Below are 19,860 nucleotides of genomic sequence, written 5' to 3'. Positions count from 1 at the left end.
GCCCTTTCGGTTCAGCGGGTGCCGGCGGCGACGGGGGCCTGGGACGGGCCGCCGTCGGCCGTCCGCCGCGCCGGTTCGTCCGGCGATTCCGTGGTCCGCGTCGGGTCCCACTTGATCAGCAGGCAGGTCAGCAGCCCGAGCAGCGGCACGGCCGACAGGACCAGGAACGTGTGGTCCAGCCCGATGGCGTCCTTGATCTGCGGGAAGAGGTAGAGCCCGGCGACGCTGCCGAAGCTGCCCACCATGCCGGTGACGCCGGTGCCCAGGGCCCGGACGTCGCTGCGGTAGGAGAGCGCCGCGATGGACTTGCCGTTGGCGCCGGGCCCGGCCGAGTGGCAGAGGATGAACAGCGCGGGCAGTACGAAGCCGACCGCGGTCGGGACCCGGCCGAACGTCAGCCCCATCGCGACGAGCACCACGAACACTCCGGCGAAGCCGGCGGCCGAGCTGATCCGCAGTCCGAGGCGGCGCCCGAGGTAGGCGGAGCCGAAGCCGCCGACGATGCCGAAGGCGTTGAACACCATCGAGCCGACGGTGGCCTTCTCGAAGCTCTCGCCGAAGATCGCCAGGCTGATCACCGGCAGGTACCAGCCGACCGCGAAGTACTGCATCGACTGGCCCAGCGAGATCACCGAGGAGAGCGCGGTACGCCGCAGGTAGGCACCCCGGAAGAGGATCCCGGCCTGCCGCATGCCGATCTCGGGGGCGCGGTGCTCCGCGTCCACCGCCGCGGCCGTACCGGCCACCGCCTCGATGCCGAAGATCCGGTGCAGGCTGTCGGCCGCGTCGGACAGCCGCCCCTTGGTCGCCAGCCATGCCGGGCTCTCCACCAGCAGCAGGGACTGCGAGGCCAGCAGGGCCGCCGCGACCACCCCGGCCGACCCCACCGACCAGCGCCAGATGTCCGCGCCGACGTCGAAGTGGAAGAACACCAGGGCCAGCGCGAGATTGCTGGTGGCGGCGATGTACCAGACGGCCTGCCACAGGTTGAGCCGGCCGCGCAGCGAGGCGGGTGTGTACTCGGCCAGCAGGGCCATCGCCACGGCGAAGTCGATGCCGTACGCGACGCCGACCAGCACCCGGCCCAGCCAGACGGTGGTGAAGTCGCCGGCGAACGCGGCGAGCAGCGCGCCGGCCAGCGCGAAGACCTTGGCCAGCAGGAGCGGGGGGACGCGGCCGAACCGCGTCGCGAGCCAGCCGCCGACCGGGTTGAAGACGATCGCCAGCGCCGGTGCGGTGGCGGTCAGCACCGATATCTGGGTGCTGCTCAGGGACATCTGGGCGGTCATGGGGGACAGCCCCGCGCTCAGTGCCGCGTTCGAGTAGGCGTCGAGGAAGAGACCGCCGAACACCAGGTACCAGATGACTCGCGCCCGACCGGTGATCTTGGTGAGCCCATCGATGAGCGCAACGACATCGGCGACGCCGTTGACGCTCGGACGTTGTGCCATGAATCCGCCTTCGGGGGAAGACCGGTCGATGGCACGACGAAGAAAAAGCAGGCACGGCGAGGCCACCGACAGGTGGTCTGCGTCTGTGCCTGCCTAAATGCCGCGGACGAAGAGCCGCGGACGGAATTGCCCCCGAAGGTTAAGAAGGAAACTTCTACGGCGTCAAGGGTTTCGGGAACGTTGCCGGGACGTGACGGCCGGGGCGGGCGGCGTGCTCCGCCGCCCGCCCCGGCCGCCCTCTCCGCCGCCTGGGCCGTCCCGCCGCGTCCCCCGCCGTCAGTGCGCCGCGGGCGTGAAGTCCGCCGGCAGCAGCTGGCGCAGCTCGTCCAGGGTCGGGGCGGCCGAGTGGCTCAGCCGGCCCGCCTGGCGGGTGACCATCGATTCGAAGACCTTGCGCGCATAGCGGGCGTTGCCGAAGGAGCGGTCGCGCGGTACGGCCGCGAAGTGCGCGCGCAGCAGCCCGGCCAGCTCGGGTCCGCAGACGTAACCGCCGGACAGGGCCTGCTGTTCGACGATGACGACGAGGTCGTCGGCCGAGTAGTCGGTGAACTCGACGCGGTGCGCGAAGCGCGAGGAGAGGCCGGGGTTGGAGGCCAGGAAGCCGTCCATCTCCTCGGCGTAACCGGCCGCGATCACCACCACGTCGTCGCGGTGGTCCTCCATCAGCTTCACCAGCGTGTCCACGGCCTCCTGCCCGAAGTCCGAACCGCCGCGGCCGACGGGGGTGAGCGTGTACGCCTCGTCGATGAAGAGCACCCCGCCGCGCGCCCGGTCGAACGCGTCGGCCGTCATCTGCGCGGTGTGCCCTACGTAGCGGCCGACCAGGTCCGCGCGGGCGACCTCGACCACCTGGCCCCTGGGCAGCGCGCCGAGGGCCGCCAGCAGCCGGCCGTAGAGGCGGGCCACGGTGGTCTTGCCGGTACCGGGCGGCCCGGTGAAGACGATGTGCTGGCTCAGGGCCGGGGTGGGCAGCCCGGCCGCCGCCCGGCGCCGCGCGTTGGCGAGCAGATGCACCAGGTCGGCGACGGTGCGCTTGGCCTCCGGCAGACCCACCATCGCGTCGAGTTCGGCGAGCAGCGCGTCGAGGCTCTCCTGGTCGCCGCCGGTGGTGTCGGAGCCGATACCGGTGGCGGGGGGTGCGGCGAGGTCCTCCGGCTGCAGCCGGACGAGTTCGGCGGGCGCCGCGTCGGGCTGGGCGGCGAGGCGGAACGCCTGGCGCTCGACCATCTCCTCGAAGGTACGGCGCGCGGTGCGGGCGTTGCCGAACGTCTCATCGCGCGGGATCTTCTCGAAGTAGCGGTTCAGCGCCTCGGCGGTACCGGGGCCCAGCTCGTACTCGTGGCGCCGGCAGACCCGCTCCACGATCGTCACCAGCTCGTCCACCGAGTAGTTGGGGAACTCGATCGTCCGGCTGAAACGCGAGGCGAGACCGGGGTTGGAGGCCAGGAAGCGGCGCATCTCGACGGAGTAGCCGGCGACGATGACCACCGCGTCGTCACGGTGGTCCTCCATCAGCTTCACCAGCGTGTCCACGGCCTCCTGGCCGAAGTCCGGTCCGCCGCCGCTGTCCGACTGCGCGGTGAGGGTGTACGCCTCGTCGATGAAGAGCACCCCGCCGAGCGCCTTGTTGAACGCCTCGGTGGTCTTGATCGCGGTGCCACCGATGACCTGGGCGACCAGGTCCTGCCGGGCCACTTCGACGATATGCCCGTAGCGCAGCACCTCCAGCTCGGCGAGGATGCTGCCGTACAGCCGGGCGATGGTGGTCTTGCCGGTGCCGGGCGGGCCCGCGAAGACCAGGTGGCGGCTGATCGGCGCCACGGACATGCCCATCTCGGTACGCCGGCGGGCCATCTGGCTGAGGTTCACCAGCGTGGTCACATCGCGCTTGACGGCCTCCAGTCCGACCAGGGACTCCAGCTCTTCCAGCGGCGTCAGTTTCTTGTTCCTGCGCGGGGCGTCCTTGCTGTCGGCGGCCGCCGGGCGCGCGGGGTCCTCGGCGGGCGCCCCGGGGGCGTCCGGGTCCGCACCGGGGCCGGCGGGCGGCGCCGCGCCGTCCGCCGCCGCGTCGCTCCCGGCCGCCTCCCCGGCCGGCAGGCCGTGCACGTCCTCGGCGGCGTTGGACCGGCTGACCAGGTTCTCCAGTACGGTCTGCGCGCTGACGACCGTGCGGCGCAGCCCCGAACGGCCGTTGTCGAAGGCGGCGCAGTCCTTGAGCACGAGGCGCTCGGCAGTGTGCAGCAGCACTCCGTCGCCGGTGTTCTCGAAGACCTCGCAGCCGGTGAGCGTGCCGGTGCCGCCGGCCGCGACCATGACGCCGCTGCGCCCGCAGCCGTGGAAGCGGGAGCGGGTGGCGGTCACGCTCGCCCCGGCGGTCACCGAGAGGCCGTCCCCGCCGGCCCGGAACACATCGCATTCGCGGAACTTGGCGGCGGCGTTCTTGGCGACCGCGAGGCCGTTGATGCCGCTGTCGCGGACCACGACGGCGCTCAGGTGCGGGCGCGCGGAGTCGGTCACCTGCACCCCGGACTTGCGCACCTCGCTGATCTCCACGTCCTCGTACCGCCCGCGGGCCTCGTCGCGCACCTCGATGCCGTGGCCCTCGCACCCGGCGAGGGTGGCCCGGCGCAGCAGCGGGTTCGCGCTCTCGTCGACGGTGACGGCGCTGCCGCCCGCCCCGTTGACCCGCAGCAGGTCGAGTTCGGCGACGCAGTCCTCGGTCAGCTGCGCACCGGTGACCGGGCCGCCGCGCAGCCGGGTTCCGGTGAGGACCGGGGCGGCGGTGCCGCCGATCCACAGCGCGGCCTGCCCGGCGTCCTCGACCTCGCACTCCTCGAACCGGCCGCGGACCTTGCCGTCGATCCGGATGCCGTGCTCCCCCGGGGCGGTGACCCGCAGCCGGCGGACGACCGGGTCGGCGTCGCCGGTCAGCGTCAGACCGTGCCCGACGGAGTCCTGCACCGTGCAGTCCTCCACGAGCACCCGGTTGCGGCTGGCTATGTGGATGCCGATGGTCTTGGCGTCCCGCACCCGGCTGCGCAGGACGCGGGTGGCGCTCTCCTCCTCCAGCGCGATACCGGGCTTGCCGGTGCCCTGGAACTCGCAGTCCTCGACGGTGCCGCGCGCCTGGCCGCTGGCGAAGAGCCCGTTGCCGCCCGCGTCGCGTACGGTGCAGCGGCGGATCAGCGGATTGCCGCGCTCGCCGATCACCAGCGCGGAGTCCGCCAGATCCTCCAGCGTGCAGCCCTCGATGACGGACTCGGCCTCGCTGGTGACCACGATGCCGGCGCCGCCCGGGTTGGTGACCCGGCAGTCCCGCATGGCGAGCGCGCCGGACTCCCGGGCGAGGACGGTGGCCCAGGAACGGGCGCTGATCTCGCAGCCGTCCAGTTCCAGCTGGCCGTCGGGGACGTCGACGGCGGGCCGCTCACCGTCCTGGCCGCGGATGACCAGTCCGGTGAGCTTGACGGCCTCCGCCGCCGCGGTGACCGCGGTGCCCGAGCGCGGGGCGAGCTCGACGCTGCCCTGCCCCTCGGCCGCGATGACCGTCACCACGGCGGTGAGCACCAGGGTTTCGGCGTAGCGCCCGGGTGCCACCGTGATCAGCGCGCCTCCTTGGGCGGCACCGACCGCCTCCGCGATGGTGGCGTAGCAGCCGGGGCTGTTCGGGTCGACGGCCAAAACCTGGCGTGTCATTACGGTCTCTCCTCCCCTGCCCGCAGCCGTGCTGCCGCGGGTCCGAACGCGTTCACTGCGCCGTGCACTGGGCCTTGACCTGGGCGGCGGCTACATGAGCGTATGTCTTCTTGTTGCCGGACCAGTCAAGGCCCGCGTTGGTCAGCCGGAGCGTGAACGTGCCGCCCGGCACGTTGATGGTCGGGGCGTTGACCCACTTGCCCCGGTTTGCCGGTTGGTCGATATGGAAGCCGGCCAGGTGGTCGCCGTTCCACTTGGGGCCCTTGTGCAGCGAGTAGTACGCGGGCTCGCCGCCGACCCGCTGCTTGGAGGAGTCGTCGGGGATGAACAGCGACACCTTGCAACTGGCGCTGGAGAAGCCGGTGTTGAAGGTCCAGTAGGAGAACAGACTGGAGTCGGGGGTCTTCGCGCCCGACATCGGCAGCGCGCGGAACCGGCCGTCGCAGCCGTTGCCGGCCGCACCGCCCGAGCCGGTCAGCCAGCCCTCCTTGCCCTGCGAGTACTTGCCGACCTCTTTGTACGTCTGGCCGTTGTTCTGGCCGCACCACGGACCGGCAACCGCGGTATAGGTCTTGGCCACGGCATGGTTGACCGGCCCCAGCGCGGCCTTCCCTCCGGAGCCGCCGGAACCCGTCCCCTGGGACGCCTTGGTGTCCGGGGTCAAGGGCTTCCCGGCGACCTTGCCGCCACCGGCCGGTACCGCGTCGCCGGCCGGCGTGCTACCGGGTCCGTCGCCGGCCTGGGCCCCCTTCGCACCGTCGGGCTGCGCCGCTCCGGCCCCGACCTGACCCCCCGGACCGCCCGGACCTCCCGGACCGCCGGGACCGTCGGAGCCGCCGGCCGGCCCGCCGCCCTGGTCGGCGGTGCTGCCGTTCGGGGCGGCGCCCCCGTCCTCCCCCGGCGTGGTCGCACCGGGTACGGGGACGAACCCCGGCCCGCCGCCGTTCTGTTCGGCCGCCAGGAGGGGGTCCCCGGGATGGGCGGGCGAATCGCCGGAGACGCGCTTGCTCAACTCGGCTATGCCGAACGGGGCGGCGACGAGGACGACACCGGCGATCGCGGCGCCGGCGAGCACCCGCGGGGAGAGCTTCCCGGCCTTCGACTGCGCACCCGCGGCGTCCCCTTCGGCACGGGCCCCCGCCACCGCACCGGCACTCGCGACACCGGCCGCCCCCGCCGCGCCCGCCGCGGCACGGGTCTTGTGTACGGCACGCCGGAGACGGCTCTGGCGGGCGGGGGTGGCGGCGGGTGCTGCTCCGGTGGGCCGTGCTGCTCCGGTGGCCGGTGCTGCTCCGGACCGGGCGCCGGGTTCGGGGGTGGCTTCGGTCTTGGGGGTGGCGGGCGCGCTCTTTCCGGCTTCGCCGCCGGATTCGGATTCCGATTCCGCGCGTGTTCCCGTTTCCGTTTCCGCGCGTGTTCCCGTTTCCGTCTTGGCTACCGCTCCCGTGCCTGCCGTCGCGGCCTCCGCCGGGTCCGCGCCCGCGCGCTTCTCGTCACCTTGGCGCTTGTCGTCGGCCGTGCCCTTGTCATCGCCCTTGGCCGTGGGCTCGCCGTCCGTCCCGGGCGTGGTTTCGACGGGCACCAGCGGGGCTCCGGGGCGCAGCACCGTACCGGTCGAACCGTGCGTTGCCGCCTCCGCCGGCTCGGCCGGCTTCGCCCGCTCCGCCGGCTTGGGCCCGTCCGGCAGTGCGGCGGCCCGCGCGGCGGCGGTGGGCGCCGGCTGCTCGGACCCGGCCGCGCCGCTCGATGGTGCGGCCTCGGCTGCTTTCGCTGCTTTGTCGCTCATGGCCTGTCCGTTTCGCTCGTGGTGGGCTGGTGCGCGCCCGGCTGGGGACCGCGCGAGGCGTGCGAGGGATTGAGGGCGGCGAACCACGCCTGGGCGTTGTTCGCCGGTACCGGCGGGCCGGTGACCGGCTGTTCGGACGGCGCGCCGGCAGCCGCGTCCGAGGTCGTCGCTTCGGAGTTCTCGACGACATCCGGGGCGGGGGTCTCGACCAACTCCGGCTCGGAGATATCGATGGTGACCTGGGCCGGATTCTCCACCACGACCGGCGGCTCGACGACATCGACCGGCTGCTCGGAGAGCTCCACCGGGGCCGGAGTCTGGCTCTGGTTCTGAGCCTGGCTCTGGTTCTGGCTCTGGCTCTGGGTCGGGGTCTGGTTCTGGCTCTGGGTCGGAACCGGAGTCGGGGCCTGGGTCGGGAGGTCCACGGGCACGGCGGTCGCCGGTGGGCTCGGGGTGGACTCCGGCGTCGTGTGCGGGGTTTCCACGGGCGGCGTCGTGGGCTGAGTCGTGGGCTGGGTCGTCTCCGTGACGGCCGTCGTCGACTGCGCGGTCTCCGTGGGCTCCGTCGTCGTCTGCGGGGTTTCCTCGGCGACCCAGTAGTAGAGATTGCCGTCGACGGTCCGGGCGCCGTACGCACCCTTCTCGTCCACCGCCGAGACCTCGAACCGCACCGGCTGCCGCATCAGCACCTGCGGGCCCTTGAGCTTCGCCTTGCCCGGTTCGCTCTCGGTCTTGCCGTGCGGGACAGGGGCCGGGCGCACCTGACCGCTCGGCGTCGCGGGGGTGCGGGTGACATGGCGGTCGCTGTCCTGGGTCGAGTCCCGGGAGATGTTCATGGTGTTCAGCGGGAACGTCAGGCTCGGCTTGTCCGCACCGATGCCGAAGTTGGCGGGGCTCACGCTCTTCTTGATGTTGAGTGTGGCGGCGTTGGCGATCTCCTGCTTGAGCCCGCCGGACAGCTCGTCCTCGCCCGCCTCCCGGCGGCCGACCTGCTCCGCCGTGCCGGTCGCGCCGAGCGTGAGCTGGAGAGCGACGCCGCCGTCGCCGGCCAGCGGCGGGGTCAGATAGCCGCCCTCCTGCTGGAGCAGATGGAAGACGGCGGGCAGCGCCTGCGGGCCCATGAGCTGGCGCAGCGCCTGGCGTTGTTCCACCGGCAGCCGGTATTCATCGCGCAGCGGGGAGTTCTGCGGGATGCGCGGGTCGGTCGCGGGCAGGAAGGTCTCCACGACGTGATGGAGCGAGGAGCCCATGGTCGTGTAGGCCGAGTGCAACCAGGAACCGAGCCCGCCGTCCGGACCGGGCCGCGGTGTGGTCAGTACCTGCCGGCTGATGTCCAGCAGCTCCGACCCGTGGTCGAACCCCAGCATGTCGTGCCCGCTGCGGAGGGATTCGGACCACTGACGTTGCGCTGCGTCGTTCTGGCCGTCAGCGTTCTGCGTTTCATGGGTCTGGCTACCGGTGTTCGCCGGTTCGTGGTGCTGACCGTCATCGTTCTGCGATCCGTGGTTCTGGCCGTCGACGTTCTGCGTTTCGTGGTTCTGGTCGCCACCGTTCGCCGGTTCATGGTTCTGGCCGTCGACGTTCTGCGTTTCGTGGTTCTGACCGCCGTCGATTGCCGGTTCGTGGTGCTGGGCGTTGTCGGGGGCCGTCGGCTGCACCGTGCCGGAAGCCGGGTTGGGCGCGGGCGCGGGTGTCGTTGTCGCCGTGGTGTCAGGTATAGGAGCGGGTGTGGTGACGTGCTCCTGCGCGGTGACGTGCTCCTGCGTGCCGCCGGGAGCGGGCGCCGTGGTGGTGCCGGGCGCCGGCGCGGGAGCGGTGAGCGACTCGGGAACCCACACACTGGTCGGGGACGGTGCCACGACCTCTTCGGGCGCCTCCAGCAACGTGTACTTGCCCAACGGCTCCGTACGCCGGGTGACGATCACCTCGAACCGCATATCGCTGGTGAACAGCGCGCTCGTGCCGAAGCCCGAAGTGCTGTGCCCCGTGGTGCTGGTCATGCTGGACCCGCTGCTGTTGTCGAAGCCCGCCTCGGCGGCGGCCTTCGGGTCCCAGCTCAGGAAGCCGACATTGGTCCGCGGGTTGAGCGCGTACCGGAGGTTCGCGTCCATACCGCCCATCCACGTGGTGTTCCCAGTGCCCTTGAGGGTCTCCACCGACTCCAGGCTGCGGGTCACCGACTGGTCATCACGCTTCCCGGTGTCCTGCCAGGCCCCCTGCGGGACCGCGCGCACCTTGACCTCGGTGATGGTGCGGCCGGTCCGCGTCTCGAAGACCTGCCGATCGGTCAGTCCGACCGTCAGCAGGGAGTCGAAGCCCGCGGCGAGCGCGTCCGGTGAGAACGTCTCCGCGAACGGCAGCGCGTGGGTCGGCACACCTCCGTCCAGCCGCTCCCCGGTGAGCTGGCGGTGCACCTCCGCCAGGATCTCCTCGGAACCCGGCACCTCGGCCAGGCATCCCGCGGCCACCTTGGCTTCCAGGAGCGGAGCGGTGAGGGGCGGCGGCGGAGTTTCCGTGAGGTTCCCGTCCCCCTGGGCAGGCGGATTCTGCGGGGCTTCCGGGTTCTCCCTCCGCCCCATGCGGCGTGACCGTCTGATCCTGCGTCGCCACCGGACCCTGCGACTCATGCGTGACCGTCTGCTCTTGCGCCCCGGCCGAACCCTCCGCCCCATGCGGCGTGACCGTCTGATCCTGCGTCGCCACCGGACCCTGCGACTCATGCGTGACCGTCTGCTCTTGCGCCCCGGCCGAACCCTGCGGCTCATTCGGCGTGACCGTCTGGTTCTGCGTCACGGCCGGCCCCTGCGTCCCGGCCGGATTCTGCGTGCCGTGCGGCTCCTGCACGTTGTGCGCGCGCTGCGCACTCTGTGGGCCGTGCGGGCCCGCGGCGCGCAGATCCGCGTCGGACAGCAGGACGTACACCGTGTGCTCACTGCGCTCGGGCGTGCCGTAGTGCACGATGCCGTTCGGGCTGGTGACCCTGCCGACCACGGTGCTCTCGGCCCGGACCTCGTACAGGTGCCACGGCCCCTCGCGCTTGATCTTCAGCCCCGCCGACGTCTGCTCCAGATGGGAGTCCGCGAAAGCGGCGGTGTTCGAGCCCTTCACCACGAAGCCGCCGCGGGCCTGCATGCTCTCGATCGTCATGCCCGTCTGAGTCTCGGGGAAATACCCGAAGTCGGGGCCCAGACTCCCGCTCAGCACCTTGCCGCTCTTGCCCACCACGGTGGTGGACGTGGACCCCTTGAGGACCAGTTCGAGGGTGCCTTCGGACAGCGTGCCGCGGTACTGATAGTCGTCGGCGAGGGTGGTGCGCCGGGACACACCCACGGAATCGCGGTTGCCTCCCGAACCGACGTGCTGGTCGGGCGAGTTGGACCAGCCACCGGAGGATGCGGAGACATCGGAGAGAATCCGCGGGGTGCTGGTCAGCGAGTCCAGCGTCGCCTCCAGGTCCGGAACCCGCGGTTCGCGGCCGCCCTCGGTTCCGCCGCCCTCCTGCTGCGCCTTGCCCGCCTGTTCGCGGGCGCGGTAGGCGCCGCGGATCGCCCGGTCCACGCCGTCCCGCAGCCCCGCGCCGTCGCTGACGTGCTGGACGAAATGGAACGGCGGCAACCGCGTGAAATGCGGCGTCGTCGGGGGCTGCATGCCCTGCTCCGGCCGCTGCACCTCCACCTTCGCCCGGCTGTCCCCGATACTGACCGGCCGCGCCTGCCGCTCTTCCTGCGGGAGGGAGGTGTCGGACTCCAGCACCTCGTTCAGGGTGGGGGCGTCCTTCTCATGAGAACGGGTCAGTACCTGGTAGTTCACCCGGTAGCCGAACGCGTCGGCGGACCCCTTGTTCTCGAAACTCCGGCTGGTCTCCGTCTCCCGCCCGGAGGCCGTCTGCTGCGTCTTGTTCAGGAACGTCCAGCCGGCGTCGGCCTTGGCGATACTGCGGGTGGTGGACTGGCTGCCCGACGAATCCGCCAGCTGCTGGCGGTAGTTCAAGGACAGGGCGAGCGCGTGCTTGCTGCCGTGCGTCACACTGCGGTCCGCCGTGCTCGTCCGGGTCACCGCGTTCTTCGTCTTGGACGTGACGGTGCCCTGGTGCTCGCCCTCGGAGAGGTCCGCCTTGATGAGCACCTCGTACTTCTTCGACGACATCAGCGGGAGGTGCGAGGAGTCCAGGGTGAAGTGGAAGGTGCCGTCGAGCAGGCTGTCCGCGCCGCCGCGCAGCGATGAGGCGGATATTTCCTGCCGCAGTTTGCGCAGGTTGTCCATCGCCTGGGGCGTGATACGAGGCCGGCGCCCGTTCCCGGTATCCCCTTCGAGGGGCCGGTCACCGGGTCCGTGGCCGAGCGGCGGCAGCAGACCGGGCGCCTGCTGTGCCAGCCGCTCGCGAACGTGCCGCTCCAGCTCCGTCGAACCGGGGAAGTCGAGATAGACCGTCCGCAGGGCATGCACCGGATCCCGCAACTCCGCTTGCTGCGGGGCCTGCTGTACGTCACCGGACTGCGGCGGCGTGATCTCCTCCGGGTAGAGGCGGTAGAGCTCGCCGGTCAGATCACCGCCCTCGATCTGGATGACGGTGTGCTCGGGTTCGTTCGGTACGGCCGTGTGCTGCGCTTCGGTCCGGCCGGGTGTGTGCTGCGCCGCTGCTGCCTGTACGGCCGTATTCTGCGTCTCCGTCTGACCGGCCGTGTTCTGTGCTTCTGTCTGGCTGTGCGTGTTCTGCGACTCGGACTGGCCGGAGGTGTTCTCCGAATCGATCTGGATGACCGTGTCCTGTGTGCCCGTCCGGCCGACGGTGTTCTCCGGTCCGGCGTGGGTCGTGGTCTCCGGCGGATCGATCTGGATGGCGACATGGTCCGCGTTGCGCTGCGGCAGCGGACGCATCTCGATGTCATCCGCGTTCGCGTTCACGTGGGCGTTCGTGTTGGCGTCCGCGTCCGTGTTCGGGGCGGGCGTCGCGGTCGTCGTCGTGGCCGCTTCCGTCGTGTTGTTCGCGTCCGTCGTCGTGGCCGCGTGCTCATCCGTGTTCTGCGGGTGTGGTGAAGATGCCGGCGGCGCGGGCGTCTCGGTCTCGTGGTTCCGGTGCGCCTCGTTGTGCGTGCCGACCGGGGTGCTGGTCACCGCCCGGAGCCCGTCCTTGTGCGGCGAGAGGGAACCCGTGATCACCTCCGCCCGGAACCGGACGCCCGTACGCACCAGGCGCGACGACTCGCCGTGCTCCACGTTCCGCTCCACGGTGGACGACAGTTTCGCCGCCGACTTGTACGCGTGCGTCCCGCTGTAGGTGTAGCCGAGGGTGCCGGTGACCCACTTCTGGAGCAGCAGCTGCACCCGGCCCGCACCGCCCAGGGAACCGCCCAGCGACCAGGAACTGCCGTTGTTCAGGCTGCCGGAGAGCAGCGACGTCACCTTCGAGCCGATCTTGTCCTTGGTCTCGTAGCCGGGCTCCACGGTGGTGTGCTCGGGTTCGAGTTTGAGGTTGATCCAGGCGGGGCGGCCGTCGGTCAGTGTGAACTTCGGGGAGAGCAGGCCGGTGCCCGCGGCCTGCTCCAGTCCGTCCAGCACGTTCTGCGGGGTGAGGAAGTCGTTGATCTTCTGGTGCGCCCTGCTGCCGGGTGGCAGCTCGCCGGGCAGCTGCCGGAAGACGGCGTCCCGTACGTTGCCGAGCCCGGTCACGTCGAGGGCGTAACCGTTGGGCTGGCGCTGCCCGTTGGCCTGCGGGTTCCAGCCTTCCCAGCGCTGTGCGTGGTTGGCGTTCTGCTCGGTGGAGGCTGTCGAAGGATGGGCCACCTGCGCGGCCACCTGCCCGGTCAGCTGCTGGGTGTCACCGCCGGTGTGCGGAACCTCGACGCCGTGTGGGTCCAGGACGGAGACCTCGTACCTGAACGTGGACACGTACGTGTTCACCTTGCCGCTCGGGGAGGTCTCCCGGCTCGCCTCACGATCGGAGGTCGCCGAGCTCTCCCCGTCGTAGCTCATCGCCCCCGCCTTGACCGACACCGAGGTGAGCAGGGTCGCCTCGGTGGAGAGCGGATGGGCGTAGCTCGATGATTCGTCGATACCCGATTTCGTGGAGGTGAAGGTCGTCTTACGGGGATCGGCGGTGGCCTGCTTGACCTTCGCACTGGCCGCGGATCCCCCGGTGTCCTCCCGCTCCCGCCAGGTCCACTCACCGGGGTGGGCCTTGACGACCACTTCGTGGACCTTGCCATCGATATGGACCGGGAAGCGCCAGTCGCCGTTCACCATCTTGGGGTGCATCGCGCGGAAGTTGGCGGGGTCGAACGCGGCGTCCAACTGCCGTTCGGCCAGCGGCTGGGTGTGCCCGTTCCCGAGCAACTGGTTGACCCGCTGCCGCACGCTGTCGGGACCCGGGGCCTCAATTATCTTCGCCCCGGCGAGCGTACGACCGAGGTGCACGGAGTTCGGGCCTACGGGCGGCCCGGTGGTGGTGGCCGGAGTGTCCCCGGGGTCATCACCGGGGTTGCCCTCCGGGGTGTTGCTGGCGGTGTTGTCAGCGGTCTCGTTGGTTGCATCGTTGGTCGCGTCGTTGGTCGTCTCGTTGGCTGTGTCGCCGGTGGTCTCGTCCTGGTGGTTGGCAGTGTCGTCGTCGGGCGTCTCGTCGCGATGGTTGTCGGATGCGCCGTCGTGGGCGTCGTCCGAGACGTGGTCCTGAGGGTCTTCCGAAACGTGCTTCTGGGTGCCCTCCGAGACGTTGTCGGAGACGTTGTCGGAGACGTTGTCGCGCACCTCGTCGCGCGCGTCCTCCGAAACGTGATCGGACACGTCATCGCGTGCCTCGTCATGGGCATCCTCAGAGACCTCGTCCGAGATCTCCTCGCGATGGTTGTCGGATGCGCCGTCGTGGACGTCGTCCGAGACGTGCTCCTGGCCGCCCTCCGAGACGTTGTCGGAAAGGTCGTCACGCACCTCGTCACGCGTGCTCTCCGAAACGTGATCGGACGACTCATCACGCACCTCGTCACGGACACCCTCAGAGACCTCGTCCGAAACCTCGTCACGCACCTCGTCGCGCGCGTCCTCAGAGACCTCCGAGACCTTGTCCGAGTCCTCATCGCGATGGTTGTCGGACGCGCCGTCGTGGACGTCGTCCGAAACGTGCTCCTGGCCGCCCTCCGAGACCTTGTCCGAGTCCCCGTCGCGAACGCGCTCGGAGGCGGGTGTGCGGGGGCGTGAGACGGACGGGGAGGGCGGGGGCGAGGCGTTGGACGACTCCTGATCCGCGTCGTAATCGCTGTCGTGCGCGCCGTGCTCATCGTCGGCGCCGGTGCCAGTGTCGGTGTGGGTGTCCGACGACTGGTCATCACCGCTGTGGGACGAGTTGTCGTCCGGGATGGACGGTTCGGGTTCGTCGCCCGGTGTTTCCTGGGTGGTCTCCTCGTCCTCATGAAGGGACGTGGACCCGTTGTCCTCCTCAGGACCGTCGTGTTCCGTCGCGGAACCATGCTCCGACGCCGCGTCCTGCTCCGATGTGGAGCCGTGCTCCGACGTACTGACGTCCTGCGGCGTCGTTTCCTCGCCGTCCGTATCGGGCTGATACTCCACGGCGTCGAAGAAATCGTCCTCCGACGAGGAGGTCTGATGCTCCCGGGCATCGTCCTCCGAAGAGGAGGTCTGGCGCTCCCGGGCGTCGAAGAACTCCCCCTCCGACGTGTCCCGGTCGGTGCCCTCGTGCTCGTCCTGGTGGTGCGTCTCGCTCCACGAACCGGACCCCTCACCAGCCGTCGGACCGTTCACCGAATCGGTGTTCGGCGCATACGTCGGGGCATGCGTCGGGGCATGCGTCGGGTCATTCGCCGGACCGTGTACGGGATCGTTCGCCGGATTGACGGGGCCGCCCCGGTCGTCCACGTCCACGCCGTGCTCGCGCAACAGGTCCATGGCCTGGTTCCAGCGGCCGTCCCGGTTCCACTCCTCGTACAGGGTGTAGAGGGCGGCCGGGTCCCGGTCTCCCTCCGGCAGATCGCTCAGTACGTGGTCCTCCTGGCGGCCGCGTACGGTCAGGTCGAAGAGCGCCCCGAACCGCTCGACCACGGAGCGCGTCTCGACCGGGCCGGGCGCCGGCTGGAGGATCCTGGCCAGCCGGTTACGGGCGACGTCCGGCAGATCGGCCAGGCGGGGCGCCGGCAGATGGGCCGAACCGCTGTCCATGATCGATTCGATCGTGGTGAGCTGGTCGTCCCGCACCTGCGCGACGAGGTGATCGGTGCCGTCCGGCTCGGTCTGGCGCGGACCCATGAAGCTGTCGGGGCCGTGCACGGCCGTGGAGTCCGGGTTCCGGCGGAACAGGCTGAGCGGCGTACCGTCGTTGTCCGTCGCGCTGTCGTGGTACTCGTCCACCAGGCCGACCCGGTGCAGCGTCTCGTGGATCCAGGTCTCCGGGTCGTCGTCCACCCGCCAGTTGTTCTCGTCCGAGCGGGGCGGCGTCTGCGGATCGGCGGCCGTCCACCGCACGGTGGCGTGCACATCGCGGGCGGGGGTCTCCGGGCCCGCCTCCGCCACCCGGATGTGCAGCAGGTCGCCGCCGCCCGGGAGCCGGTATCCGCTGTTGAGGTGCTGGTTAAGGGCCTCGGTGTACGACCGCATACGGGCCGCGGCCTCGTCGGGTCCGACACCCGGACCGCGGTCGAAGCGGACCCGCAGGGTGACCTCGCGGACGTGGGTCGGGCTGTTCTCCTGATGCGGGCCCGGGAGCGGTATGCGCCGCCACTCGAACCGCACCTGACCGTCGGTCCCGCGCAGCCGGAGGTGGTGGAGCGCCGAGCCGTCGGGCTGGCTCGTGAACGTGAAGGCGCTGTCCTCGAAGCCCTCGAACCGCGACACCTCCACGCCCGAGGTGTCCGTGGGGCTGCCGACCTGATGGACCGGGGTCTCCACCCGCAGATGGGCCCAGGACTCGCTGGGGTCGGGCGAGGGCTGCGGCGCGGCGGACTGCTGCGCGTCGTCCGGCGCGCCGTGCGCGATGTCGTCCGTACCGCCCTCGGGGTTGTTGTCCCCCTGGCCACCGGGAGTCTGTGCCGTGTTGTTTGCGGGAGTGCCTCCCGTGTTGTTCGCGTGCGCGGCCCCCGTGTGGTTCGCGTGCGTCTCCCCCGTCGTGTCGTGGGTGTTTTCCGACGCGACGTGCTGCGGCTGTTCTTCGGTGTGCGTCTGTCCTTCGGTGTGCGTCGCGGGCGGTGCCTTGCGCGGACGTGTCGCGTCCGTACCCGTACCGGTGGGCGTATCGCCGGTCCCGGACGAGGTGGTGACGGTCTTGGTCGGGGGCGGGCCGGCGGCGTGCTCCTGGGATTCGCTCTCGTCCGTGATCCACTTCAGCGCGCCCCATCTGTCCCGCGCCGTGCGATCGACCTGCCACGGCGTGACCGCTCGCGCCACCGGGTGGCCGTGTTCCTTCAGATAGTTGAGCGCCTGCTTGCGGATGTAGCCGGGGCCGGTACGGTCCGCCGCGTCGACGGCGGGGTCCACATACAGCCAGCCGGCCTGGTTCTTCGCCGGGTTCTGGAGATTGTCCAGCAGGTGCCCCAGGAACGGGCTGCTCGGCGGTGTGACGATGAACTGGTTGCCCAGCTGCCCCTTCTCGTACATCTCGTCGGCGGCCCGCTGTACGTCGTCATCGCCGAAGTGCTCGTCCTGCCCCCTCTTGAGCACAAAGGCCAAGGACTTCTTGTCGCGCAGCTCCGGTCCGAAGAAGGGCGCGGTGGACGGGCCGTTGGGCATCGTCCACGGCTCATTGGGCAGCGTCAGCCTGCCCGGCCCGAGGTCCACGTCCGCGTAGATGCCACCGTGCAGGTTGAGGATCTGATAGCGCGCCACATCCGACGCCATCGCGTAGCCCTTTTTCCCGTGGGCGTAGTCGTACATATGACGCGTATCGCGCTGCGGCGTGGGTTTGAAGACGCTCTTGAGCTTCCGGATCGTCGAGTTCTTGCCCTTGGGCGGCGGGTCCTCGAAGAGCTTGTCGGTGATCAGGGTCGGCTGCACGTGCGGGGGCAGGTCCTTCAGGAACGCATTGTTGACCGTGCTGGCGCGCTCGTCCGTCCAGAGCTTGATCTGCCAGTCGCCGTTCTTCGCCAGCGCGGCCCACTCGTGCAGGTTGGCCTGCGCCGCGGGCGAGAGCTCCCCGTTGAGCCAGATGAAGTGCACCGTCTTCGGGACGGGTTCATGCGTCGCCTCGTCGGCCCCCGGGCCACCGATCGTCAGCCAGTCGGGCTGCGCGGCCAGCTCGACGTATGCCTTCTTCGGCGGCGCCTGGCGCGCACGCCGGTCGGGAGTGCCGTCGGTGTCGGAGCCCTTGTTGTGGTGATCGGTGGCAGCACCGCCGCCCGTGCCGTCCGTGACGTGGTGGCCGGTGGCCTGGTCATGGTTGACGGGCTTGTCGACGGATTCCGTACGGGACTTCGTATCGGATTCCGTAGGGGAATCGGTGTCGGACTTGGTGTCGGACTTGCTGTCGGATTCCGTGGCGGACTTCGCATCGGACTTCGTATCCGGCTTCGTACCGGACTTGGTATCGGACTTGGTGACGGATTCCGTGGTGCCCGGTGTGGTGCCCGGGTGCGTCTCGTCCGAGGTGGTGCGTTCCGTGGCCGTGTCGTGGTGCGTGGTGCGGTCCTGGCCGGTGGGGTGCGGCCCCGGCGCGGAATCCTGCTTCGCCGCCCCGCCGCCGGCGACCGCTTCCTTCCCTGCCGACTCGCCCTTCCCCGCTGTCCCCGGTGGCTCCGTGGTCTCCGACGTCCCGGTCTTCACCTGCGACGGGGCCGGGGGTTCCGAGCCGGTGCCGGATTCGGTGCGGTGCGTCTCGTCGCCATGGGTGTTGCCGTGCTGCGAGGCGGAGTCCGTGGACGAGGACGTGGAGATCGCCGAGGGCGGCGGCATGCTCTGCCGGTCGCCGGATTCCCGCTCGGTGTGGTGCGACTCGGTGGACGGAGTGCCGGGGGAATCGGTGGAGCCGGTCTTGACCGTGGAGCCGGTCTTGTCGGTACCAGTGGAGGTTTCCGTGCTGCCGGATTTGGCGGTGCCGCCGCTGGACTTCTCCGTGTTGCCGCTGGACTTGTCGGTGCTGCCGCCGGGCTTGTCGGAGCCGCCGGGCTTGCCCGTCTGCCGCCCGTCCGCCGAGGTCGGGGACGTGCTGGACGGGGTGGAGCCGGGCTTCGAGGTGGCCGAAGAACCGCCGGCGCGGTTCTGGCTGTTGTCCGTGCTCTGACCGCCCGCGGTCTGCTGACCGGTGCCCGTGGTCGGGAAGGGGGCCGGGGCGGAAGCCGACTGTCCGTCCTTCCCCGCGGTCGGTTCGTCCTTGCCCGTGCCGTGCGTGTCACCGTCGTCCGAGGTACCGGGCCCGTCGGAACTCGTGGCTCTGCCACCGCCGTTCGCCCCGTCACCGTTGACCCCGCCGCCGGACTTGTCGGTGCCGTGCGTTTCGCCGCCGGTCGACCCGGCACCGTTCGACCCGTCGTTGCCGGTACCGCCCGAACCAGCACCGACCTGGCCTGCCTTCTCCCCCGATCCCGATCCCGATCCCGTCCCCGGTCCGGACCCTGCCCCCGTCCCCGTCCCCGGAGCGGAGGAGTGCGACCCGGCGCCCCCGCCGTCCCCGGATCCCCGGAAGTGCTCGACCAGTCCGCTGCCCGCCTCGGTGAGGTGGTGCGTCACCCGGCCCGCTATCGCACCGGCGGCACCGCTCCAGGGGTTCACCGTGAACTCGTGCTCGTCGCTGAAGATCAGGTTGTAGAGACCGTCGGAGAGGTACCCGTGGGCGGCGTCGGTGGCGGCCCCGCCGAGCCAGTGGCCCGCCTGGCTCGCCACGGTCCGGTGGGTGTCGGTCACCGCGTCGAGGACGGTGTCGGGCAGGTTCTTCAGGGAGTTGCGCACCTCGTCGGGCAGCTTCTTGCCCGCGGGGCCGTCCAGCGTCTTCGCCAGCGCTTCCTTGGTCCCCTCGCGGCCCCAATTGCGGGCGAAGGTGTCGCCGTACTTCTGGCCGAGTTCGCGGGCGGCCCCGGCCCCGAGCGTGTCCCCGAAGTTCTTCTCGAAGACGTCGCCGAAGGACTTCCGGAAACGGTCGGCCGCCTCGTCGCCGAGCGCGTGGCGCGCCCCGCCGAGGGGGCGCAGGATGTCGTCGGAGTGCTTGCTCAGCGCCCCGCCCACGTCCTTGCCCAGGTTCTTGGCGAGGCCCGGGGGCACGGTGCCGAGTTCGTCCAGGTTCTTGGTGAGCGTCTTGCCCACCTTGCCGCCGGCCGAGCTGCCGAAGACCTTGCCGAACTTGGCGGTACCGGCGCCCAGCACACCGCCGAGCACACCGTCGAGCAGCGCGCTGAGACCGGCCTGTTTGGTGAGCTCGCTGTCGAAGGAGTCGCGGGTGCCGTTCGCGATCTGGATGCGCTGGATCAGGGCGTCCAGCGACAGCGATACGACCTCGCTGATCACCACACCGGCCAGGATGTGCCCGACCAGCCCCCGGAACACCTTCAGCAGGAACACCTTGGTGAGCATCTGGAAGACGGGGATCTCGGCCCAGCCGTACGGCCCCTGGAGGATCGCCCAGGCGATCTCCAGCAGCATCTGGACGAGCTGCGCGATGCCCATCAGCTTCGCGTACTCGACGTTCGTGGCCGTCACGCGCGCGTAGTGCTCGATATCGCGCGACGCCTTGGCCGCCGCCTCGATGTAGTTGGTCCCGCCGGAGGTGAACTCGGCGAGCGAGGCGGAGAAGTCGTCGGCGGCCTTGGCGTCGAAGTCCGTGCGGATGCCGTTGACGGCGTGCATGAGGTAATCGGGCATGCTGGCGAACCGCCTGGCCACCCGGCCGTGGTGGTCGGCCAGGTGGCGCAGTCCGTCCTCGTTGGCCTTCGGAAATTCCGAACCGGTCAGGGCCAGGCAGAGCCTGCGGAAATCGTCCGACGCCTCGATGCTCATGCTGTC

Annotated in this window: 4 protein-coding genes; all 4 read right to left on the bottom strand. The window is 70.6% G+C overall.

What is annotated here, in order from left to right:
• Positions 1-11: 11 nt before the first annotated feature.
• Entirely contained in the window at positions 12-1,451 is a 1,440-nt protein-coding gene (locus IH09_RS20085) for an MFS transporter (protein WP_052858261.1), read from the bottom strand.
• 276 nt (positions 1,452-1,727) lie between these two features.
• Entirely contained in the window at positions 1,728-5,147 is a 3,420-nt protein-coding gene (locus tag IH09_RS20080; protein ID WP_052858259.1) for a right-handed parallel beta-helix repeat-containing protein, read from the bottom strand.
• A gap of 52 nt (positions 5,148-5,199) precedes the next feature.
• Positions 5,200-6,933 carry a hypothetical protein gene (locus tag IH09_RS39170; protein WP_052858255.1) on the bottom strand — a complete coding sequence of 578 codons (1,734 nt, stop codon included), beginning with the start codon at positions 6,931-6,933 and terminating at the stop codon, positions 5,200-5,202.
• A 2,187-nt stretch (positions 6,934-9,120) separates the two neighbouring features.
• A complete protein-coding gene (locus tag IH09_RS20070) occupies positions 9,121-19,854 on the bottom strand; it encodes a WXG100-like domain-containing protein (RefSeq protein ID WP_052858254.1) in 10,734 nt (3,577 codons plus the stop codon).
• Between the last annotated feature and the right edge of the window lie 6 nt (positions 19,855-19,860).

This window comes from Streptomyces celluloflavus (assembly GCA_000720995.1).
Classification (GTDB): Bacteria; Actinomycetota; Actinomycetes; order Streptomycetales; family Streptomycetaceae; genus Streptomyces; species Streptomyces celluloflavus.
Note: the sequence above shows the minus strand (reverse complement) of the source record. Positions and strands in the feature narration are given on the sequence as shown.

Excerpts from the sequence above, each read along its gene's own strand:
- IH09_RS20085 (WP_052858261.1), bottom strand. The coding sequence starts at position 1,451 with ATGGCACAACGTCCGAGCGTCAACGGCGTCGCCGATGTCGTTGCGCTC.
- IH09_RS20070 (WP_052858254.1), bottom strand. The coding sequence starts at position 19,854 with ATGAGCATCGAGGCGTCGGACGATTTCCGCAGGCTCTGCCTGGCCCTG.
- IH09_RS20080 (WP_052858259.1), bottom strand. The coding sequence starts at position 5,147 with ATGACACGCCAGGTTTTGGCCGTCGACCCGAACAGCCCCGGCTGCTAC.
- IH09_RS39170 (WP_052858255.1), bottom strand. The coding sequence starts at position 6,933 with ATGAGCGACAAAGCAGCGAAAGCAGCCGAGGCCGCACCATCGAGCGGC.